The organism is Vibrio sp. TRT 29B02 (assembly GCF_050113655.1).
In the GTDB taxonomy this organism is placed as follows: Bacteria; Pseudomonadota; Gammaproteobacteria; order Enterobacterales; family Vibrionaceae; genus Vibrio.
In genome coordinates, this window is record NZ_JBNJOJ010000005.1 from 113,992 (window position 1) to 134,800 (window position 20,809).

Here is a 20,809-nt window from a genome sequence, read left to right on the forward strand (position 1 = left end):
AGTATGAAATTTTGTCTTTTGACTGTTGGATTATGTCTGTCGACCCTGACTCAAGCGGCCACGGTTTACCTTGATGGTTTGGTACCTGGGGTAGGTTCGATGCAGAAGGAAGTGGTCAGCATCAAAGAGAGAAAGTTTCTAAATATCGTACGACAACAAACCGACTTTTCTTGTGGTGCCGCCTCACTAGCTACCTTGCTTCGTTATGGATACAACATCGATACCGATGAACAAAAGGTAATGAACGGAATGTTTCAGGTATCGGATGCGACAGCGGCGAGAAAGCTTGGTTTTTCAATGTTGGACATCAAAAACTATGTCGAACAAGGATTGGGCATGAGGGTTCAAGGTTACAATATTCCGGCGGATAAGCTTAGTGCCTTGCCTATTCCAACCATCGTCTTGCTAGACATTAAAGGATACCGTCATTTTGTCGTGCTAAAGAGAGTGGATAAGAGTGGCAATGTCTATATTGCAGACCCTGCACTCGGCAACCTGACTATGTCTGTTGAACAGTTTACTCAGGGTTGGCAAGGAGTCGTTCTGGCCGTGGTTGGTCAGGGGTATGATCAAAGCTCACCTTTAGCCATGCCTTCTCCACCGCTCACGGTACGTTCCCTGGAGGATCAGTTTGCTCCGGTAACGGCCTTTAACTTAATGGATTTTGGCTTCAATGCATCGGAGTTGTTCTAAAAGGGAAATACAATGAAGATCAAATGTTTGGCAGCTTGTCTGTTTACCTGCTTTCAGGCTAATGCGGCGGTTGACTGGCAATCAATGCAAGCAACCTTGGTAGATGAGCAGCAACTATCGACGATGCGGGGTAAGTATCGAGTCGCGCGTTCTGGAGAGGATCTCTATTTTGGGGTACGAATGATCACCCATTGGAGTGATTCGAATTCATCAGGTTCAGCTGGCATGGATGTTGTCGTAAATGGCAACAATGTTAGTGTTACTCCATTAGATGGCAGTGATTTACAAAACAGCATTAATGACAACGGAATCCATGGCAATGGTTCGGGAATGGTTCAATTGGTTCAAATTGCAGGGAATGGCAACTCGGCAAGCAATGACTCTGAGCTGAAGTTGGTGGATAGTGGCGGGTTAACCTCAACGTCGTTATCGGGTTCCTCGCAAGTTGAATACTATCAAGTCTCTGGTGGTGAGAACCGTGTCGGATATAAAGTGACCATCGGAGAAAGCATAGCAATCCAAGAAATTCGTAGCTTGAAATCGGCACATGGAGCCTATCAAGGTATAAAACTCAAAGGTGACGATTTGGTGGTTCAGAACCAAATGTTAATGGAGGTGAAGATTCCCGACTCGTGGAAGCAAAGTCGAGACTTGATGGTATCTCATTCATTATTAAAGGGATTATAAGCAAACCGCATATGCTTCTAATTGATATCTCACTTTTGAAACAGTAAATAATCATAAATTAACTTAACATCAAGCGAGTTCATATCCGGGAGGTGAATATGAAAAGGAGCTCGCTTACGATAAGTTGCCTGATCGCAACTAGCAGCCCTGTCATGCATCTGCATGCCAATGATCAAGTGGACGCTTTATCTCAGCAACTGGCTGAACAAAAAGCGGCGAATGAAGCATTAAAAGCTCAGTTGCAGCAACAGCAGCAAGTGATGCAGCAGGTTATTCAGGCAGTTAATAACCATCAACAAGTGCTTATCAATCATCAGGGAAATATTGATAGCCTAGTCAAAAAGAACCAGCGCGTTTCTGCGGAAATGAAATCTCAACTTAATGGTGATAAGCAACAAAACGTCCTATCACGTCCTGAGAAAGTTGCTATCGATGCAACAGCTGGCTCTTCCCAGGTAGCCCGCCCAGAGACTCAGACTGCCAACACTCAAACTCCGAAAGCTAAGCCGACTAATGCCACTAAGCCTCAAGAGTCGAGCCAGAAAAGCCGCAGTGCAGAAGATGTATACCAAGAAGCGGGTAATGTCTTTACACGTAAGTTCACTCTGGAAACCGCTTTTCGTTACAGCTATTTTGATCGAAAGGATCTTGCATTAAGTGGCTTTCTGGCGCTGGATTCGATTTTTCTTGGCGACATCAACTTAGATAGAGTTCGTTCTAACACCTTCAACTTAGACTTTTCTGGACGTTACACTATCGATGATCGCTGGCAGGCTGAACTCAGTGTTCCGACGGTTTACCGCTGGTCAGATTATGAAACTGTGGGTCAGAATAACTCTAGCGACGGTTTAGAATCAGGCAAGGTATCGAGTTCGGGCATTGGGGATATCAGTGCAGGTATATACTACCGTGTTCTAAAAGAGACCACAGACTCGCCTGATTTAGTATGGAACTTTCGGGTGACCGCACCAACCGGTAAAGATCCATATGGTATCGCGACCTCATCATCCCAGTCTGGCAACCTTAACGTTCCCGATGACCTGCCAACGGGTAATGGAGTGTGGGGGTTAGGTACCGGGATCTCGATTGTTAAAACCTACGACCCTGCCATCGTATTCTTAAACCTTAATTATACTCACCAGTTAGAAGAACAGTTTGACGACATCAGCAGTGCAGCAGGTAATCAGTCTGGCAGCGTTAAGCTTGGTGATAGCTGGGATTATGGTCTGGGCGTGGCTTTTGCTATAAGCGAACGGATGAGCCTCGCAATTAACTTTAGTCAATCTATGAGCAATACCTCTAAACAAAGACTTGATGGAGGAGATTGGGTAGAAGTTATCGGCAGCGATGGCAATAGTGCCACTTTGGGTATTGGTTCAACCATGGCTTTGACCAAGAACTTGAGTATGGTGACACAAGTAAGTTCTGGTTTAAGTGATGATGCTGCTGATTACGCAATCAGCATTCGCTTCCCTTACCGATTCTAAAGGTGATGAAGGTATTATTATGCGAGAAGAACAAGCGGTATCGATATTAGTTATTTCGCGTGATCATCAACTATGGTCAGGAATTTTGTCTGCTCAGGGATGGAGTTATCGAATTGTAGCATCGGTTGATACTGCGAAAAAGATATTAAAGAATGTACACAGACTTGTGGTTGTATTCGACTTTTCATGTGGTCGATACCAATGTAAACAATTAGAAGTACTCCATGGAATCGGCTTGGGAGTTCGCACTATTGCTTACTTGGACAAATCTCAAAGAGAGCTGATGACCTGTGAAGATCTCAACTATATTTCATACTATTGTGTTGATTATTACACCAGTCCTTTGCCTAGAGAAATGGTAGTAAAAACTCTAGGTCATCAATTAGGAATGCTCGATTTGAAGAGCAACTCACTGACAAAATCGAAAGTAAATGTTGTTGAAGTTAAGACGACAGCGTTGATTGGTGATTCTCCTGTTGTACATCGTCTGAAACGACAAATAGGCAAAGTTGCGCCAACGGACGTTAACACGCTAATTTGTGGTGAAAGTGGTACAGGTAAAGAATTAGTTGCTAGAGCTATTCATGATGCATCCTCACGAGCGAATGAGGCATTTGTAGCGGTGAACTGTGGTGCTTTGAATGAACAGTTAGTTCATTCTGAGTTATTTGGTCATGAAAAGGGGGCTTTCACAGGAGCCAGCACAAGCCGGACGGGTAAAATTGCGCTAGCACATAATGGCACACTATTTTTGGATGAAATTGGTGACTTGCCCCTAACTCAGCAAGCCAATTTGCTGCGGTTTCTTCAAGAAGGAACGATCGACGTACTAGGAGGTCATGAGCCGGTCAGGGTAAATGTGCGGGTGGTTGCGGCAACTCACGTTGATTTGGAACAAGCGATTAGGGAAGGCCGTTTCCGACAAGATCTCTACTTTAGATTGAATGTGCTTCGGGTTAATGTACCAGCGTTAAGAGAGCGAGATCAGGACATATTAGTCTTGGCTGAATTTTTTATGAAAAAGTTTAGTGCTGAATATAATTGTAACGTCTCTCATTTTGATGAGGGAGCAAGGCAAAGATTGCTTGGGTACCATTGGCCGGGAAATGTAAGGGAACTAATCAATATTGTTAAGCGTGCCGTGCTGATGAACGACATTGGAGTGATTTCAGCACAAGATCTTGATATATCCGCCAATGTGGAGTTTTCTACACCTAACAACGGTCATAAAGGTGAAAGCTTACGTGATGCCTTACTCCTTTATGAAGGTAATGTCCTAGAAGCCTCGAAATATTTAGGAATATCAAGAGCGACCGCCTACCGGATTATAGAAAAGTACGACCTAAGATCAGCATTGGTTAGGGCGAGAGGCCTCAATTAGTGATTGCTGACGGCATGTATTTCGTGTGATCGTTTGTCGGAATACATGCTTAGGTCTGCATGGGTTAACAACTCAGCGACATTAAGTGAATCTTCTGGATATCGAGCGATACCGATGCTAGTGGTTAATTCGAATTGCGTGCCATCTTTGATTTTAATTGGTTTGAATACGTTTTGATGGATTGTATCGATTGTCTTATTTATTACAGCCAGATCAGTTTGATTTGATATGACGGCAAATTCATCACCACCAATTCGGTAGCATTCTAGCCCGAGACGACTTAAGCGCCTAGTGACTGCTTTAATTACCTGATCCCCAGCATAGTGTCCATGATAATCGTTGATTTGCTTAAATTTATTTAGGTCAAGTAGCAAAATACTGAATGGTGTATCAGAATCTGTTCTCCGTTTTAATTCACTAAACATCGCCAAACGATTAGCAATACCTGTTAGCGAATCTGTGAGAGAGAGTTGCTTATGGTACTCCGACTCTTTATGGAAGATGTACATTGCTAGACAGACGCACAACACAAGCAACATCAAGGAGGCAAACTGGATATCGTTAAGATTCTGTGCTTGCTTCATCTGATCGCGATAGAGCGGACTCTTGATGCGAAAATTGGTGTTTACATACTGAATCATAGACATGTAAAGAGTGTTGAACTCGTCACTGACCTTCTCTACGTAATCAGGATGATTAAGAAGTTCCAAACGGGATTCGAGTGCTTTGAATTGGCTAAATAGTGTCAAAAAGAAAACTCTTGCTCCCGGTAACGCAATGTAGGTATCCGCTTCTCTACTGGTCAGAAGGAGATCAAAACGACTCCAAGTGAGCTCGTACTTAAGCAGGGCTCGTTGATGATAATCCTCATCCGTTGCCGCAAAAGGAAGAATGGAATTGAGCTCCGAAAACTCCTTACTCAGTTGGAATAAAAACCATGTAGCTTGATTTTGCTGTTCGCTGTAGGACTGAGCGTGTTGTCGAGTCGCACTAAGAAAGTAGAGATTCGCGATGATGACCACAAGACTGAGCAAGAGCAGTAAATACTTGGCCCTTTTGAGAATAGCGGATGATTGGTTGTAATTATTGCGCTGCCACATCTTGGTTTCTATGTATGAGTATCTCGTCTATTTGCCACACCATTTGAGCGTGGAAAACAGCATTATCAATTTCTGGGTATTGGTCTAAATTAAAGACCAGCCAATAAGGACCTTTATTTCTAACTTTAATGGGTTGATTGTCTATCTGATACGCCACAATAGGCTGATACTTTTTGATATCTTTGATTTGTGAGCTAGCCGCGTAGTCATTGAGTGCAAGGAAAGAGACAGAAAAAGCGTCGTTAATTCCAAGGTGTGTTAGGAGATCAGAAACCTTGAATCCAGTAATGTCTTTCTTATCTTCGAACCAAGGGAGGCTGGTGGTAAAGCTCGTTGGTGGAAAGAGAGATGTGACTTGTTCATGGGTAAGAACAATAGGTTGTTGATCTGCTGCACGAATGACCAACTGAGAGCCCAATGTTTGGAAACTCAAAATCGAGGACAACAAAGCAGCCCAATACCACCTCATAAGCTCTCCTTGGATTATTTATTTAGATAAATATCATTAATTATATTATGAGAACTGATGGATTAGAAAGCTTTTAGGCAAACAGTGAGAGATGACGAGGGTGCTGTTGGATATGATGAACAACAAAGCCCCTAAAAGGGGCTTTGTTCATTACGACAGAAACGGTGCGGATTAGAAAATCAGGTGAGCAACCGCTGCAATAACAGGTAATGTGATAAGAGTGCGCAAAATGAAGATTGCGAACAGCTCAAAGATATTCACAGGGATACGGCTACCTAACAGCAGAGCACCCACTTCAGACATGTAAATTAACTGAGTAACAGACATCGCTGCGATAACAAATCGAGTCATCTCGTTGTCTATTGATGCTGCTAGGATTGCAGGGATAAACATGTCAGCAAAGCCTACAACCATGGTTTCGGATGCCGCGGCTGCTTCAGGAATACCGAGTAGCTCAAGGAATGGGATAAAAGGTTGGCCTAAGAAGCTAAATACCGAAGTGTATTCAGCGATAATTAGTGCGATAGTGCCCAAGCCCATAACAACAGGCAGTACGCCAAATACCATATCGATAGCATTGTGGACGCCTTCTTGGAATACACTTTTAACTGACTTAACTTGGCTCGCTTTGTTCAGTGCCAGTTCCATACCCCAAGAAAAACTTGTGTGACCTTCTGGGATTGCATCTGCATCTTCACTTGGCTTAGAGCCATCGATGAAGGCATCTTTTTTGTAGCTAAGTGGTGGAAGGCGAGGGATGATCACCGCTGCGATGATACCAGCCAAACAGATAGCGCCATAGAAAGGCAAGAACAGATGTTCCAACTCCACTTGCGCAATAACAACAAGGCTAAAGGTAATGGAAACCGCAGAAAAAGTTGTACCTACAACTGCCGCTTCGCGTTGGGTGTAGAATTTGTTTTCGTACTGCTTGCTGGTCAGAAGAATACCTACTGAACCATCGCCTAGCCATGAAGCCATACAGTCGATAGCACTGCGACCCGGTAGGTTGAACACAGGACGCATAACTTTGCTAAGAAGAGTACCGAATAGCTCTAACAAGCCAAAATTAAGAAGTAGAGGAAGGAGTAAGCCTGCGAAAATGAACACTGAAAATAGAGTAGGAAGCAAACCTTCAAGTACTAAGCCGCCAGTGTTCTCTTCCCAAATTGCTTTAGGACCAATTTGGAAAAACGTCATTACAACAGCTGCACCGCCAATCAAGCGTACCGCCAGCCACAATGGGCTTGGGTTAAACAAGCTGTTTAAGAAATTACTCTTGGCAATAAAAGCGGGTGTCTTAATTCGACATAAAGCTGAGGCTGCAGCCATAAATGCGATGATCGTTGTGACCATAGCAACTAGGTAATCGCCAAATACGGCTTGGATGGATTTAGCTAATACAGCCACAGGGATGGTAATATCACCCTGATAGCTAATCGGTGCCATAAAAACAAAAAGGCCAAGTAGGGATGGAATAAAAAACATCCAAAAATTGCCTTTACTATTCACTTGCTTCATCGTTTGTGCGCTGTCTTGCATAAGTTTCTCGAGTTACAACTAGTGTAATACCTAAACCAACCTTGTTGGCATAGTTATTCACTAAACATCCATATATTATCAAATCTGAGCAAGGTTAATGGCTTTCCATAGTTCTTGCAATACTATTCAATAAAAATCGCTAAATATTCAACTAAAAATGTCAACAATTTTACCGTCGATGGTTATATGTGTCGTGGATGTTAAATTGTTTACTCTAATGTTTCAAGTATCAGTTAGGGTTGAGCTCGAGTTGGATGGCTTGAAATGAAGACCCAGTAAGCTATTGCAAGGCATAGAGCCAGTATGATTGGAGCAGCAAGGGCACCGATTGCATAATATGCGAACAGCTTGGCACCGATGATGCCACCGGATAAAAATCCACAGAAGATAAACATGAAGAGTTTCGCTTTGCGATAATCGAATGATTCACCCCGAAGCTTCGCGCCAATCATGATACCAAGGTCAGTGATGATGCCAGTCATGTGCGTCGTGCGTACCACTGCTCCGCTAAACGTTGTGATCATCGCGTTTTGTAAACCACAAGCAGCGGAAGCTAAGTATTGCCCTGCGGTGATGTTTTCTTGCAACAGAATGTAAGCGCCAAAAAGCAGCAAGCTTTCAAAGCAGAGTGCCACGCCATAGCGTCGCCCAAGTTTGAGTGCCGTACTCTCAATAAAAATACCACTTAGCACCGCGCCAATCAGAAAGCTTAGTAAGATAAGTAAAAGGTGGCCTGTTTGCTGATCAAAGGCTTCGATTGAGGTGCCAAGCAGGGTGACGGTACCAGAAATATGCGATACAGCCTGATGTTGAAAACCTAGCAATCCTATTGCGTTTACAATGCCTGCGAGTAAGGCGAGTAGAAACGCTCCATATTCTACCCAGCGTGGAAGTTTGGAAATCAAAAGTTGCTCCTTAGATCTAAGGTGCAATTATAGAGCGAGTTCGCGTTTGTCGATAGGAAAAATCGAAGTCAAAAGTTGATCAAAGATAACTAAAGATAGCGTTCCATCTGGCATTCAAAACAATGACAAACTGAACTACGCTCAGGTTCTCCACGACAAACCAAATTATCTTGACCACAGCTACAGTCAGCTATTCTAATTTTATGCTGTTGTTCCATTTTATCTCCTTGCGGTAGCCTGCTAACATGCTGTTTGATTATTCTATGATTCCAATAAAATTGATAACCCGATGAAAAAACGCTTATTACCGATTCCCCTCATCCTTTTGATTCCTGTTGTATTGCTAATTATAGTCACGGTTGCAGGCATCTATCGTTTCAGCCTTACAGATGAAGAAATTCTAGCCAAATTTCCCAATCAAGGGCCGCAAAATAATGCCATTATGGCGCAAGTTTTTGGCATTAAGACAACCAATCCATGGACAGTCAAAGTGCCTGACAGCAATGCGTTTACCTTCATAGAAGATCTAGAACATCGACCAATCGCGGCAGGTAGTTATGAGGATGGCGCAGTCCGAGGTCGCGTTGCGATAAACACAGAACAAATCGTTAAGTTAAATGACACCACCTATGCTGTGATTCTTGCGGTTAGCAATCAGGGGTCAGGGGTGTTCTATTATCTTGCAGTTTCAAAGTATGACGAGTTTAGACAACGCATGATCATCAACGGCGGAGCATTGTTAGGTGATCGAATTAAAGTGGCTGAAATTTCCGCTGTTGATAGATTGATTACTATTAAGCTATTGGAACGTGAAGCGAATCAGTCTATGGCTGAGGAACCGTCACAAATAACCACTATACTGTTCAAGTTAACTGAGCAAGATAGCTTAGAACTGCGCTAAACCAATCAATTTGTTAAGCGTGCTATCAAAGACATTGAACTGCCTAACCCGTTATGAGATGGATTTTAATTGTGTTAATGGAGTGATATATGATCAATAAGCGTTTCTTTAAAACCAAGGATGAAGTTGAAGTAACTTTTGAGTTTGCAGCGGATGAGGTTGGGCATAGTGTGGCGATTGTCGCCGATTTTCTTGATTGGCAGCCGCTCGCCATGAAAAAAGTGGCCAAATCTAAGTCATATAAATTCAAAACTCGTCTACCTAAAGACCAAGAATTCGAGTTTCGGTATTTGATCGATGAAGAACGGTGGGTGAACGATCCTGCTGCCGATCTTTATCGTCCAAATGGTTTCGGTGAAGATAACGGGCTAATTTCTACTTATCAGTAAGTTCTGACAGGAAAAAATAAGTTTTGTACAAAAAAACAACAAGGCGCATAGCGCGCCTTTTGTTGTAAACCTGACAATTGACAGGTGACAAGCCTGAGACAAATTTGTACTCTTAGGGCTTTGTTTATTTCGATTTATAGGTCAAATTGTGCAAACTAGAAGTTTGAAGTCTCGCTTCCAAGAGCTATCGAGGCCGAAAAAGCTGATGGTATTGAGTTTGCCGATCCTCGCGGCAATTGCGGTAGCAAGTACTTCGCAACATGGTCGATACCAACGCACCATTGATCTCTCCCTACCTGAGTCAACTTTGGTTGATCGCTTGCTGATCGATACGGATATTGCACGTGATGTGCCGGATTACGAGTATGTTATTCAAGCTGGTGATAACTTGAGTAGCATATTTAATCAGTTAGGCTTTGGTTACAGCGAACTGATGAAAATCATGGAAACCGACCTCAACTATCTTGCTCTGGATACGCTCAAACCAGGAAACACCTTACGTTTCTGGCGAGACGAGGAGAGTAAGCATCTGGCAAAAATGGAGCTAGAGTTCAGCTTGGTGGAGCGTGCAGTTTATACACGAGTTGATGATGGTGAATACGAGTTCACGGATGTAAAAATTCCAGGTGAGTGGAAGTCTTTTGCATTAGTAGGTGAAATCAACGGCAGTTTTTCTCAGTCAGTCAATGCCCTTGGCTTGGGTAAGAGTGAGATTGAACAGGTCGTGAATCTACTTAAAGACAAAGTAAACTTCGCGCGTGATTTACGTGCAGGAGATAAGTTTGAAGTTGTCCAATCACGCCAATTCGTCGATGAGCAACTGACGGGAAATCGCGAAATCCAGGCTATCAGAATCTACAACCGCGGGCGTGTGCTTTCGGCTTATCTGCATAGTGATGGTCAGTATTATGATTTCAATGGTGATAGCCTACAGAGAGCTTTCCAACGCGAACCAATTACTGGGCGTTACCGATTAAGTTCTCAATTTAACCCTAATCGTAAGCACCCAGTGACAGGGCGAGTCTCTCCTCACAATGGTACCGACTGGGCCGTACCTATTGGTACACCGATCGTGTCGACGGGAGATGGTGTGGTGGTGATGACGCGTAAACACCCTTATGCGGGTAATTATGTTGTTATTCAGCACGGCAGTCGTTACAAAACTCGTTACCTACACTTGAGTAAAATTCTCGTACGTAAAGGTCAGAAGGTGTCTCGTGGGCAACGAATTGGCTTATCAGGGGCGACAGGTCGAGTGACGGGTCCACATATTCACTACGAATTGATTGATCGTGGCCGACCAGTAAATGCGATGAAAGCAAACATCCCCATGGCGAATTCAGTGCCGAAAAATCAGATGGCGAGTTTTAAAGCCAGACGAGATGAGTGGGATGCGATGCTTAAACAAAGAGAGATAGAACTCGCCAGTCAGCCTCAGACAGAGACAACCAGTTAACCAAAAGCTCCTTCGGGAGCTTTTTTTATGCGTGATGAACATAAAAGTTGCATTACATAAATGTCACTAATGTTGCAAATTTTAGTGATCGCTGAAATAAAAAAGATAAATCAATACTCAATAACTTTCACAAATTGATTTCCCTCAATTTTGTAGGGTTTTTATGTGCTACTTTCCAGCGCAAATAATTCAATAAAACAACACCCTACAAAAGGAAACAATAATGAAAAAAACACTTTTAAGCCTTGCCGTTCTGGCCACTCTCGCTTCTGCTAACGCGTTTGCTCACAAAGAAGGTGAGTTTGTGGTCCGTGGTGGATTAGCGGCAGTAGTGCCAAACGACAGCAGTGGCAATGTGCTGGATACTCCTGGAAGCTCTTTTTCAGTTGACTCAAACGTACAGCTTGGTTTGACTCTTGGCTACATGATTACTGATAACATCAGTTTTGAAGTGCTAGCGGCAACGCCGTTTTCACACAGTATCTCTACTAACCTACTTAACCTTGGAGAAGTAGCAGAGACCAAACATCTACCACCAACCTTTATGCTGCAATACTACTTCGGTGAAGCAGGAAGCGCTATCCGCCCGTATGTAGGTGCCGGTATCAACTACACTGTCTTCTTCGATGAAGAGCTAAATAGCACCGCAACAACGAATGGATTAAGCAACCTGTCACTGGATGATTCTTGGGGTCTGGCTGCGAACGTAGGTGTTGACTACATGCTTAACGATGACTGGTTCTTAAACGCATCAGTTTGGTATGCCGATATCGATACGACAGCAAAATACACAGCGGGTGGTCAAGAGTACTCTACTGACGTAACCATCGACCCATGGGTATTTATGATTGGCGGCGGTTACAAGTTCTAGTTGTACCCGAATATAAAAAGGCTTCCCACGGGAAGCCTTTTAACATTTACGAACGATTACTTATTGGCTTTTCCAAGCTGTAGCCAAGTATCGATAACCGTATCTGGGTTGAGGGATACTGAGCTGATGCCTTGTTCCATTAACCATTCAGCTAAGTCTTCGTGATCTGATGGTCCTTGCCCACAAATGCCGACGTATTTACCCGCTTTCGTGGCCGCGTCAATCGCCATTTTAAGCATCGCTTTTACCGCCGGGTTACGTTCATCAAATAGGTGAGCAACATCGCCTGAATCACGGTCAAGACCAAGTGTAAGCTGAGTCATGTCGTTGGAACCGATAGAGAAACCATCGAAGTACTTCAAGAATTCGTCTGCCAAAATCGCGTTGGATGGCAGTTCGCACATCATGATCACTTTCAGACCCTGATCGCCACGGCGTAAGTCGAATTTAGCCAGCAAGTCGATTACCGAAGCCGCTTCGCTCGGCGTGCGTACGAATGGGATCATGATTTCTACGTTCTTCAGCCCCATTTCGTTACGAACACGCTTAATCGCTTGTGTCTCTAACTCGAAGCAGTCTTCAAAGACTGGAGAGATATAGCGTGAAGCGCCACGGAAACCTAACATAGGGTTCTCCTCATGAGGTTCGTAACTTTGTCCACCAACTAGGTTGCTGTATTCGTTCGACTTGAAGTCAGACATACGAACGATAACACGTTGAGGCCAGAAAGCCGCTGCGATTGTCGCGATTCCTTCAGTCAGTTTGCTTACATAGAAGTCGATAGGATCTTTGTAGCCACGAATTCGTTGGGTGATCTCGGTTTTCAATTCGTCGCTCTGCGCATCAAAGTTGAGCAGTGCTTTCGGGTGAATTCCGATCATCTTGTTGATGATGAATTCCAGACGAGCCAGACCGACACCTTCGTTAGGAATCTGCGCAAAATCGAACGCACGATCTGGGTTACCAACGTTCATCATCACTTTGGTCGGCAGCATTGGCAATTCATCCACAGAAGAGCGCTTGATTTCGAACGCTAGCTCACCTTGGTAGACATAACCTGTTTCACCTTCTGCACAAGATACGGTGACGGTAGAACCATCAGTGAGAGCACTCGTTGCGTTACCACAGCCAACAATAGCCGGAATACCAAGCTCACGGGCAATGATTGCTGCGTGACAAGTACGGCCGCCACGGTTAGTCACGATTGCAGAGGCTTTCTTCATCACTGGTTCCCAGTCAGGGTCGGTCATGTCTGTGACTAATACATCGCCTTCTTGTACCAGTGACATTTGGTCTAATGAATCGACCAGACGTACTGGACCAGAACCGATACGCTGACCGATGGCACGACCTTCAATCAGAACCTGCGCTTTATCGTTTAACTCGTAACGCTCAATCACATTTTGCTCGCTCTGAGAACAAACCGTCTCTGGACGCGCCTGAACAATGTATAGCTTGCCGTCGATGCCATCTTTAGCCCACTCGATATCCATTGGACGTTGGTAGTGCTTTTCAATGATCATCGCTTGCTTGGCCAGTTCTTTGATCTCTTCATCACTCAGAGAAAACTGGTTTTGCTCCTGTTCGCTGGTATCGATGATCTCAACTTGTTTTCCAATTTCTTGGTTAGTCGAGTAGATCATTTTGATCAGCTTTGAGCCAAACGTCTTTTTCACAATGGCTTGTTGACCCGCTTCCAGCATCGGCTTGTGAACGTAAAACTCATCTGGGTTAACTGCGCCCTGTACGACCATTTCGCCCAGACCCCATGAAGAGGTGATGAAAACCACTTGGTCGAAACCTGATTCCGTATCGAGAGTAAACATTACACCCGAAGAGGCTTTGTCTGAACGAACCATGCGCTGGATACCCGCCGATAGCGAGATGCCTCGATGGTCAAAACCTTGGTGAACGCGGTAAGAGATTGCACGATCATTAAATAATGACGCGTAAACATGTTTAGTTGCTTCTAAAACCGCCTCAATGCCTTTAACGTTGAGGAAGGTTTCCTGCTGACCCGCAAATGAAGCGTCAGGTAGATCTTCTGCTGTTGCCGAAGAACGAACCGCAACAGAAAGTTCTTCATTGCCAGCAATGAGTTCATGGTAGTTATCACGTATATCCTGCTCTAGATCAGCAGGGAAGGGGGCTTCTAAAACCCATTGACGGATGGTAGCGCCTGTCTTACGCAGAGCTTCTACATCATCAACGTCCAGTTCATCAAGCAGTTGATGTATGCGGTCATCCAGTCCTTCGTAATCTAAGAACTGGTTAAACGCGTAGGAAGTGGTCGCAAATCCATTGGGTACAGAAACGCCAGCATTAGCGAGGTTAGAAACCATTTCACCAAGCGAAGCATTTTTACCGCCGACTTTGTCGACATCTTCCATCGATAGGCCATCGAACCAGAGGGTGTTGTTTTGCATGTCTTTCTCCAGAAACATTGCAGCTTTGTAGGGAGTAGGCAAACGATTACGTCAAGGCTGAAAAAAATTCGCTATGAATTTCTAAAGCTGTGGGGGGCGTAACAGCAAGCCGGGCTTTATTATCGATATTATGGCGACTATCCTACTCAAAAGAATTTGAAAGTTTAAAATAAAATGCAAATTGATATTCAAAGTCGTGATGTATTCTATGTTTCTGATGGAACCGCGATAACATGTGAAACGTTAGGGCACGTTGTTCTGGGACAATTTCCTTTCCAAGTGAACGAGAAAACGTTTCCGTTTGTCGAAAGTGAAGATAAGTTGACGGAATTGCTCAAAGAGATTGAAGCGTCTTACCAAAAAAAAGGCGTTAAACCCTTGGTGTTTTTTTCCATGGTGATACCTGAATTGCGCAACAAATTATTGGCCTCTAACTCTTACGGTTACGATGTGTTGGAGAGTATTGTCCAGCGAGTTCAAGACGATACTCAGATGAAGCCAAAACCCAAATTACAACGTTCTCGCAGCGTCAGTAAGGATTCGGACAAATACTTTGACCGCATAGCCGCTATTGAATACACCTTGGCTCATGATGATGGGATTACCCTGAAAGGGCTTGAAGAGGCGGATATCATCTTACTTGGCGTATCGCGCAGTGGTAAAACGCCAACCAGCCTTTATATGGCGATGCAGTTTGGCCTGCGAGTCGTTAACTATCCATTTATTGATGATGATTTGAAACGCTTAAGATTACTGCCTGAGTTTGCAATTCATCGTCATAAGTTGTTTGGTTTGACCATCAATCCTGAACGATTGACAGAGATTCGAGAAAACCGTCTAGCAGGAAGTGACTATGCGAGTAACGAACAGTGTTTACATGAACTGCAAACCGTTGAGGCGCTATTTCGTCGCGAAGCGATTCCTTATATCAATACCTCTTCTTTATCGGTAGAAGAGATCTCGACCCGTGTTCTAGAGCGTTCAGGACTACGTCGTCGCCTTCTGTAATTGTCAAAAATGATGGCCGAGGACTATGGACCATGCCGATGACCGTGCTTTTGATATTCTCATCGTTTTGTCATTGGTGCTCGGCTATGGTGCAGTCTGGTTGCCTTGTAAACTGATTAAATAGTTATCAAGCACCTGTTTGAGTTTGGTTTGTGCGGGAAATTGTTTCGAAATCAGCATATAGAACTTGTGTGGGGGCATGTTGGGTATCGCCTTAGCTACTAAGTCATCAGTAATGTATTCGATCCCCCACACCGATTTTAAACCATCAATGATTTCCAGCCAGTTTAAATAAACTTCACATTCACCTTGTCTTAGTTTGGTGAGGACGTCCTTAACCGAGTTTCCTTCACGGACAATATTATTAAGTTCAAAGTCAGCGTAATTGTAGCCATGGTTACCACATACTTTGTAAGCGGATAGGTCTTGCACACTGGTTATCTCTAGACCCTGCGGAAATCGAGTGGAAGAGTAGATATAGTATGGGGTTATGCTGTAGTACCACTCTGTGTAGAGAAAGTCCTTTGTTCGGGTATCGCTGAATGAGGCACTAAGCGCTAAGTCAAATTCTCCACTTTTGGTCCCCCTCAAGCATCGAGACCAAGAGGTCATTGTGATGTCATAGCTAACGCCATTTTGAACTAATACCCTATCGAGAATGACAACATCGGAACCGTAAGCGGCATCATTTACAACGTAAGTATAAGGGGACCAGTCAATTGCATCACCACAGACTCTTACATGGGTCAATTCAGTGTTATGAGCGTAACTAGCGAAGCTCACAAACGTGATGACACAGGCGATAATGATGTCAGTAAACCGAAGCATTATACAATTTCCTCAAGCGCAATAACCTGAGTATAGCTAAGGTTTTCTAACCTATCGAACCAGATTAGGATGCAGGAAAAATCAATGGAAAGTCTAGTGTTGGGTGTGACGTGATAAGAGCGTCGTAGCCATAGACTTGCTTAATCAAATCGACATCTAGTGCATGCCAAGGTGCTTCATCACATGCAATTTTTCCCTGATGCAAAACAACCAGACGATCTGAATATTGTGCAGCTAAGTTTAAATCATGCAAAACCACTACTACGGCACAATGTTCATCTGCCAGTCTGCGGGCAATTTTTAACGTGTTGTGCTGGTGGGCCAAATCCAATGCCGAGGTCGGCTCATCAAGCATCAGGATTTTTTCGCGCTCTGAATGTGCGAGTTGAACCAATACTCGAGCTAAGTGGACACGTTGCTTTTCGCCACCCGATAAAGAAGGGTAGAGACGTTCGCTTAGATGACCAACATCGGTCATCTCCATATATTTTTGCGCCAACAGTTTTACTTGCTTATTTGGTAGATTCAGCGGGATCCCACCAAGCTCAACAACCTCGTGAACCAAAAATGGAAAACTGAGTGTACTGTGTTGAGGTAGCATACCTAAGTGCTGTGCCAAATCACCTGGCTGCCACTGCTCTTTACTCCGTCCAAAATAGCTTATATTGCATCGTGATGGGATCTCTCCACACAGCAATTTGAGTAAACTGCTTTTACCCGCCCCATTGGGTCCCAAAAGCGTGGTAACTTCTCCGGCTCGGATATCGATACTGATATTATCGAGCACTTTACGTTGACCATACGACATAGAAACTTGTTGGGCAGACAACACGATGTCATTGATCATAGGATTGCCCCTTTTTGCTTGAAGAGAAGATAGATAAAGAAAGGAGCGCCGATAAGGGCAGTCACAATGCCGACAGGCAGTTCAGCGGGGGCAACGGCCACTCGAGAAAACATATCGGCTAGAGTGAGTAGCAGTGCGCCCATTAATGCAGAAAGCGGCAATAAGGTTCGATGATCAGGCCCTGAGATCATCCTACCCAAGTGAGGAATCACCAAACCAATAAAGCCGATCATGCCAGATACACTGACAGTCACACCAACACCGATCGCGCTAAGCAGGATCAGCTGGCGCTTTAGTTTTTGTACAGGAATCCCAAGGTGTGCGGCCTCTGCCTCACCAAGCAGTAGAGCATTGAGTGCCATCGCTTTATAAGTGAACACCGCCATCAGTAAAGTCAGCGTGGTCGCGCACAGCAGAATGCTAGACCAGTTTGCCCCCGCCATAGACCCCATCGACCACAAGGAGAGATCACGTAGCATCTGATCGTCAGCGACAAAGCTCATGTAACCAATTCCAGCTCCTGAAAGCGCACTGATAGCCACTCCTGCTAGTAGCATGATGGTGACAGAGGTTCCCATCTTGGTTGTGCCTAACCTGTAGACCAACACCGTTGTTAGTGCTCCACCCAGAAAAGCGAACAGTGGGACGGCGGCTAAGTTCATAAATTGAGGGTGATTGTGACTGACGCTTGAGAACAGGACTATCGCAGTCGCGGCGCCGAGGGAGGCCCCTGCCGAAACACCAATGATTCCGGGTTCGGCAAGTGGATTGCGAAATAGCCCCTGCATGACGCTGCCACACAGTGCCAGAATCGCTCCCACTAACATACACAGAAGTGTGCGTGGAAAACGGATTTCATGAATGACGAGATTGATGTGAGGAGCGAGATCTTGCGATTGGAACATCAGGCTTTGAACACTTTGCCAAAAGCCAATATGCATTGGCCCCACGGTCACTGAACTGATGGCAGTCACAAGCAGTGTAAGCCCACCCAGTGCCCAAATTGTCGTATTACCCAGTCGACGAAGAAACATGGTTGTAGTGCTCTTATCTCAATATTGTACTTAGCCGCTCGGCTTCTGAAAGACTCTTCAACCCAAGTCCCCCAACCAAAGCACGACCATCAATTTGAATTATTTGTCCATTTTGTCCAGCGGGTGTTGCTGCCAGCATAGGCATACTGGCGAGAATGGCGTCCACCCCCCCTAGCTGTTTGTAGCTACGTCCACTGACTAGAATCACATCTGGTTGCATCTCTACAAGGGCTTCCGTTGAAAGAGGTTTGTATGACGTCACACTCTCCGCTGCAGGATTGCGAGCTCCCGCTAACTCTATGATTGCATTTGGCGTGGTATCTCGGCCAGCGACATTGGCGGGGCGCCCTTCATGAATGAGCAAGAACAGGACTTTTTTCGCTGAAACTTGATTGTTTTTGTTGGCTTGCAAAGTATGGATCTGTTTAGTGATACTTTGCTTCAAGTTTGAGGCTTGTTGCTGAGCATCGAGTAAAGAAGCAATTTGGTCTACGCGCTGCAGCAGACCCTCTGCGGTTGGTTTTGTGTTAACAATATCCACCGTCACCCCTGCTGCACGAAGTTGGTTTAATGTCGTGTCTGGTCCCATCTCGTCAGAACCGATTAAACGAGTTGCACCGAGTGCAAGCAGACCTTCTGCGGATAGTTGTCGGTGATAACCTATATTGGCTAACGATAAATTGGTTGGACGTTCACTCGTGACATCAACCGCAACGAGCTTATCTTGTTGTCCCAGCGCCACAACCAGTTCGGTGACAGCACTGCCTGCACTGATGACTTTTTCATCGGCGAAAGAGTGAGCGGCAATGAGAAGCAGGGAAAGTGTGGCGAAGCGCTGAATGAAGGCATTTTTATACATAGTTGACTCGGCTATTTAGAATCTTGCGTGAGTAGTTGAGTTGCTTGAATACCGTTTTGCTGCAAGAAAGCGAGCAATTTGACCAAATGTTGAACATCGGCGGTTTTTTCAGCACCAACCACTATCGGCTGTTTGTTGGTACGGTGCTCTTCGAGCAAGGCGAGAGTGAAGTTATTCCAGTCGATATACTGTTTACCATCAATGGCCCAATGGGGCGCTTGTTCAAGAATATTGATGGTCAGAGAGGTATTTTCCACCACTGAAACCGCAGGGGAATCGACGCTAGGTAGGTCGACTTCGAGGGAGTCCAGTTTGACGGCTGCTGTGAGCATCAAAAACACCATGACGATAAAAATAATATCGAGTAAGGGCGTTAAGTCTGGTACCAATCCGTTGTGGTTTGCTTGCTGTGAGACTTTAATCATTAGTTGGCCTGAATTTCTAGTTTAGCGACTTTTTCACTCGCGCTGCCCTTGCTGGATGAAGTCTCTCCGAGGCGTAGCCCTTCAAGCCATAGATTTACGTAGTTCAAGGTGTGCTCAAGCTTCGCGATAACACGATCTGCCCATAGCCCAAGCAATTGAGCTCCGGCGATGGCAGGCAGAGCAATGATCAACCCTGCGGCGGTTGTCCGCATTGCGATGCCAAGACCGTCAGCAAGATCATTGGGCGTAATGTTACCTGTAGAGGCGGCAACGCCTTTAAACATCTCTATCAAACCTAGTACGGTACCAAGTAGCCCAATCAGAGGGCTAATCACACCGATTAGAGAGAGCAAACGCAGACCAAATTGAAGTTGGTGACGCTTCTCTTGTAGCCACATACCTGCCGCATCTTCACGCAGTGTTTTATCAAACGAGTGGTGTGCGAGTAGCATAGCGACGCCCGTGTAAAGGAGAGGTCTACGCACAACCAGTGCCTTTGATAGTGCTTCTATCTGTTGAGAGTCTGTTGGTGTGATTTGCTCTAGTTCAGCGCGAATAGCGTGTTTGCCAGCCCCTAAACTGAGGATGACATGGAAAATACGCTCGGCGATGATCATTAGGGTGAGCCCAGAGCAAAGAATTAGCGGCCAAGTCATCAGGCCGAGCTGTTGTTGCAACTGATTTATTTGTTCCATTATTGGTCCAACTTAAAACGAACAGGGATTTGAATGCGGTGTGCAATTTGCTGACCGTCAACAGATTGTGGGGTGAACTGCCACGTTTTGATGGCGTCTAAAGCGGACTGATCAAGTATCGTCGCTCCTGAAGAGGAGATTAGGACTTGCTTAACCTGATTGCCGTTTTTATCAAGCCAGACCTCATACAAAACCACGCCTTCTAAGCGGCGCTTTTTCGCCAATCGCGGATATTTAGGTGCAGTAGGTTTAGTCAAAAATGACGCCTTGGTGACCATTACGGGCTGCGCATTTACGCCGTTGTTAACGTCCTGCGGTAGGGCATCATCGGACGCCTGCTCTGGTTGTGGCTCAGCGAGAGGCTTTTTGTCTTGCTTTGCCACGCGTCGATTCTCTGCTGTGTGCTCAGGCTTTTTTTGTGCAGCTTGTTGCTTTGAAACTGGAGTTTTGACGGTATCCACTGGCTTTGGCTTTGGCTTTGGCTTGGCGAAGTGTTTTTCTTGTTTAACTGCGCTTGATTCGACTAACTTAGGTTGCGTTTTGATTTGAGCTTTTTGTTCAACAACAGGTTGAACCGAGCTTGGTGGAGCCGTCATTTTTAGATTGAGAGAGACTGAATTGGAGGGACTGCCCGCAGGCATAGCCATGGCTTTGGGTTCTTGTGTAACAACAACTAACGCAGCATGCACAGCAACAGATAGACCTGCGGCAACAACGTATCGTTTAATGTTCACTTTATCTCCTTATCCAATCTCGCTACTCAGTTACGGCGAGATTATTACTCACAATGTAAATAAGATCAATTA

21 protein-coding genes and 1 pseudogene are annotated in these 20,809 nt (G+C 44.9%); 9 read left to right on the forward strand and 13 right to left on the reverse strand.

The genetic code is table 11. The features are described from left to right. Positions 1-3: 3 nt before the first annotated feature. The 4 genes from ACQEXT_RS04860 to ACQEXT_RS04875 all read left to right on the forward strand — a co-directional run bounded on the left by ACQEXT_RS04860 (position 4) and on the right by ACQEXT_RS04875 (position 4,248). Entirely contained in the window at positions 4-693 is a 690-nt protein-coding gene (locus ACQEXT_RS04860; protein WP_138970580.1) for a C39 family peptidase, read from the forward strand. A gap of 12 nt (positions 694-705) precedes the next feature. Continuing rightward, positions 706-1,380 carry a hypothetical protein gene (locus ACQEXT_RS04865; protein ID WP_138970579.1) on the forward strand — a complete coding sequence of 225 codons (675 nt, stop codon included), beginning with the start codon at positions 706-708 and terminating at the stop codon, positions 1,378-1,380. A 98-nt stretch (positions 1,381-1,478) separates the two neighbouring features. Continuing rightward, on the forward strand, positions 1,479-2,867 hold the full coding sequence (locus tag ACQEXT_RS04870; RefSeq protein WP_426950868.1) for a transporter: 1,389 nt from the start codon (positions 1,479-1,481) through the stop codon (positions 2,865-2,867). Beyond that, complete coding sequence (locus tag ACQEXT_RS04875) at positions 2,818-4,248, forward strand: sigma 54-interacting transcriptional regulator (RefSeq protein WP_426950870.1); 1,431 nt, start codon at positions 2,818-2,820, stop codon at positions 4,246-4,248. The genes ACQEXT_RS04870 and ACQEXT_RS04875 overlap by 50 nt, the downstream gene beginning before the upstream one ends. Here the strand turns inward: ACQEXT_RS04875 and ACQEXT_RS04880 are convergent. The 5 genes and pseudogenes from ACQEXT_RS04880 to ACQEXT_RS04900 form a co-directional block, all read right to left on the reverse strand. Continuing rightward, positions 4,245-5,348 (reverse strand): GGDEF domain-containing protein, encoded by a 1,104-nt coding sequence (locus ACQEXT_RS04880; protein ID WP_426950872.1) that lies wholly within the window; start codon positions 5,346-5,348, stop codon positions 4,245-4,247. The genes ACQEXT_RS04875 and ACQEXT_RS04880 overlap by 4 nt on opposite strands. Beyond that, positions 5,332-5,817 carry a hypothetical protein gene (locus tag ACQEXT_RS04885; protein ID WP_331427217.1) on the reverse strand — a complete coding sequence of 162 codons (486 nt, stop codon included), beginning with the start codon at positions 5,815-5,817 and terminating at the stop codon, positions 5,332-5,334. Before ACQEXT_RS04885 ends, ACQEXT_RS04880 begins: the two co-directional genes overlap by 17 nt. Before the next feature lie 171 nt (positions 5,818-5,988). Then, positions 5,989-7,359 carry a YjiH family protein gene (locus ACQEXT_RS04890; protein ID WP_426950874.1) on the reverse strand — a complete coding sequence of 457 codons (1,371 nt, stop codon included), beginning with the start codon at positions 7,357-7,359 and terminating at the stop codon, positions 5,989-5,991. 233 nt (positions 7,360-7,592) lie between these two features. Next, entirely contained in the window at positions 7,593-8,264 is a 672-nt protein-coding gene (locus ACQEXT_RS04895; RefSeq protein WP_138970573.1) for a YoaK family protein, read from the reverse strand. A gap of 107 nt (positions 8,265-8,371) precedes the next feature. Beyond that, a pseudogene (locus ACQEXT_RS04900) lies at positions 8,372-8,482 on the reverse strand (GFA family protein); the annotation flags it as partial. A gap of 71 nt (positions 8,483-8,553) precedes the next feature. Here ACQEXT_RS04900 and ACQEXT_RS04905 point away from each other — a divergent pair. The 4 genes from ACQEXT_RS04905 to ompW all read left to right on the forward strand — a co-directional run bounded on the left by ACQEXT_RS04905 (position 8,554) and on the right by ompW (position 11,881). Then, positions 8,554-9,165 (forward strand): hypothetical protein, encoded by a 612-nt coding sequence (locus tag ACQEXT_RS04905; RefSeq protein WP_138970572.1) that lies wholly within the window; start codon positions 8,554-8,556, stop codon positions 9,163-9,165. Positions 9,166-9,254: 89 nt separating this feature from the next. Then, complete coding sequence (locus ACQEXT_RS04910; RefSeq protein WP_138970571.1) at positions 9,255-9,554, forward strand: isoamylase early set domain-containing protein; 300 nt, start codon at positions 9,255-9,257, stop codon at positions 9,552-9,554. 205 nt (positions 9,555-9,759) lie between these two features. Beyond that, positions 9,760-11,010, forward strand: a complete 1,251-nt coding sequence (locus ACQEXT_RS04915) for a peptidoglycan DD-metalloendopeptidase family protein (protein ID WP_426950929.1) — start codon at positions 9,760-9,762, stop codon at positions 11,008-11,010. A 223-nt stretch (positions 11,011-11,233) separates the two neighbouring features. Further along, positions 11,234-11,881: an outer membrane protein OmpW gene (gene ompW / locus ACQEXT_RS04920; protein ID WP_138970570.1), complete on the forward strand. Its 648-nt coding sequence runs from the start codon at positions 11,234-11,236 to the stop codon at positions 11,879-11,881. Between the two features lie 56 nt (positions 11,882-11,937). Here the strand turns inward: ompW and ppsA are convergent, their stop codons facing one another. Next, on the reverse strand, positions 11,938-14,325 hold the full coding sequence (ppsA, locus tag ACQEXT_RS04925; RefSeq protein ID WP_426950877.1) for a phosphoenolpyruvate synthase: 2,388 nt from the start codon (positions 14,323-14,325) through the stop codon (positions 11,938-11,940). A gap of 156 nt (positions 14,326-14,481) precedes the next feature. Here ppsA and ppsR point away from each other — a divergent pair, with 156 nt between their 5' ends. Next, complete coding sequence (gene ppsR, locus ACQEXT_RS04930; RefSeq protein ID WP_331417403.1) at positions 14,482-15,315, forward strand: posphoenolpyruvate synthetase regulatory kinase/phosphorylase PpsR; 834 nt, start codon at positions 14,482-14,484, stop codon at positions 15,313-15,315. Between the two features lie 84 nt (positions 15,316-15,399). Here ppsR and ACQEXT_RS04935 read toward each other — a convergent pair whose 3' ends face one another. The 7 genes from ACQEXT_RS04935 to ACQEXT_RS04965 all read right to left on the reverse strand — a co-directional run bounded on the left by ACQEXT_RS04935 (position 15,400) and on the right by ACQEXT_RS04965 (position 20,737). Further along, the gene (locus tag ACQEXT_RS04935) at positions 15,400-16,143 is read right to left on the reverse strand and encodes a substrate-binding periplasmic protein (RefSeq protein WP_331417404.1); all 744 of its coding nucleotides are present in this window, start codon (positions 16,141-16,143) and stop codon (positions 15,400-15,402) included. 64 nt (positions 16,144-16,207) lie between these two features. Beyond that, positions 16,208-16,987 (reverse strand): heme ABC transporter ATP-binding protein, encoded by a 780-nt coding sequence (locus ACQEXT_RS04940; RefSeq protein ID WP_138970600.1) that lies wholly within the window; start codon positions 16,985-16,987, stop codon positions 16,208-16,210. Further along, a complete protein-coding gene (locus ACQEXT_RS04945) occupies positions 16,987-18,024 on the reverse strand; it encodes a FecCD family ABC transporter permease (RefSeq protein WP_426950880.1) in 1,038 nt (345 codons plus the stop codon). Before ACQEXT_RS04945 ends, ACQEXT_RS04940 begins: the two co-directional genes overlap by 1 nt. 13 nt (positions 18,025-18,037) lie before the next feature. Beyond that, entirely contained in the window at positions 18,038-18,883 is an 846-nt protein-coding gene (locus tag ACQEXT_RS04950) for a heme/hemin ABC transporter substrate-binding protein (RefSeq protein WP_426950882.1), read from the reverse strand. An 11-nt stretch (positions 18,884-18,894) separates the two neighbouring features. Further along, positions 18,895-19,308, reverse strand: a complete 414-nt coding sequence (locus ACQEXT_RS04955) for a biopolymer transporter ExbD (RefSeq protein WP_331417407.1) — start codon at positions 19,306-19,308, stop codon at positions 18,895-18,897. Beyond that, on the reverse strand, positions 19,308-20,003 hold the full coding sequence (locus tag ACQEXT_RS04960) for a MotA/TolQ/ExbB proton channel family protein (protein ID WP_426950884.1): 696 nt from the start codon (positions 20,001-20,003) through the stop codon (positions 19,308-19,310). The genes ACQEXT_RS04955 and ACQEXT_RS04960 overlap by 1 nt, the downstream gene beginning before the upstream one ends. Beyond that, on the reverse strand, positions 20,003-20,737 hold the full coding sequence (locus ACQEXT_RS04965; RefSeq protein ID WP_426950886.1) for an energy transducer TonB: 735 nt from the start codon (positions 20,735-20,737) through the stop codon (positions 20,003-20,005). Before ACQEXT_RS04965 ends, ACQEXT_RS04960 begins: the two co-directional genes overlap by 1 nt. Between the last annotated feature and the right edge of the window lie 72 nt (positions 20,738-20,809).

Coding starts and splice junctions, on each gene's coding strand:
- ACQEXT_RS04860 (WP_138970580.1), top strand. CDS start 4: ATGAAATTTTGTCTTTTGACTGTTGGATTATGTCTGTCGACCCTGACT.
- ACQEXT_RS04865 (WP_138970579.1), top strand. CDS start 706: ATGAAGATCAAATGTTTGGCAGCTTGTCTGTTTACCTGCTTTCAGGCT.
- ACQEXT_RS04870 (WP_426950868.1), top strand. CDS start 1,479: ATGAAAAGGAGCTCGCTTACGATAAGTTGCCTGATCGCAACTAGCAGC.
- ACQEXT_RS04875 (WP_426950870.1), top strand. CDS start 2,818: ATGATGCTGCTGATTACGCAATCAGCATTCGCTTCCCTTACCGATTCT.
- ACQEXT_RS04880 (WP_426950872.1), bottom strand. CDS start 5,348: ATGTGGCAGCGCAATAATTACAACCAATCATCCGCTATTCTCAAAAGG.
- ACQEXT_RS04885 (WP_331427217.1), bottom strand. CDS start 5,817: ATGAGGTGGTATTGGGCTGCTTTGTTGTCCTCGATTTTGAGTTTCCAA.
- ACQEXT_RS04890 (WP_426950874.1), bottom strand. CDS start 7,359: ATGCAAGACAGCGCACAAACGATGAAGCAAGTGAATAGTAAAGGCAAT.
- ACQEXT_RS04905 (WP_138970572.1), top strand. CDS start 8,554: ATGAAAAAACGCTTATTACCGATTCCCCTCATCCTTTTGATTCCTGTT.
- ACQEXT_RS04910 (WP_138970571.1), top strand. CDS start 9,255: ATGATCAATAAGCGTTTCTTTAAAACCAAGGATGAAGTTGAAGTAACT.
- ACQEXT_RS04915 (WP_426950929.1), top strand. CDS start 9,760: ATGGTATTGAGTTTGCCGATCCTCGCGGCAATTGCGGTAGCAAGTACT.
- ompW (WP_138970570.1), top strand. CDS start 11,234: ATGAAAAAAACACTTTTAAGCCTTGCCGTTCTGGCCACTCTCGCTTCT.
- ppsA (WP_426950877.1), bottom strand. CDS start 14,325: ATGTTTCTGGAGAAAGACATGCAAAACAACACCCTCTGGTTCGATGGC.
- ppsR (WP_331417403.1), top strand. CDS start 14,482: ATGCAAATTGATATTCAAAGTCGTGATGTATTCTATGTTTCTGATGGA.
- ACQEXT_RS04935 (WP_331417404.1), bottom strand. CDS start 16,143: ATGCTTCGGTTTACTGACATCATTATCGCCTGTGTCATCACGTTTGTG.
- ACQEXT_RS04945 (WP_426950880.1), bottom strand. CDS start 18,024: ATGTTTCTTCGTCGACTGGGTAATACGACAATTTGGGCACTGGGTGGG.
- ACQEXT_RS04950 (WP_426950882.1), bottom strand. CDS start 18,883: ATGTATAAAAATGCCTTCATTCAGCGCTTCGCCACACTTTCCCTGCTT.
- ACQEXT_RS04955 (WP_331417407.1), bottom strand. CDS start 19,308: ATGATTAAAGTCTCACAGCAAGCAAACCACAACGGATTGGTACCAGAC.
- ACQEXT_RS04960 (WP_426950884.1), bottom strand. CDS start 20,003: ATGGAACAAATAAATCAGTTGCAACAACAGCTCGGCCTGATGACTTGG.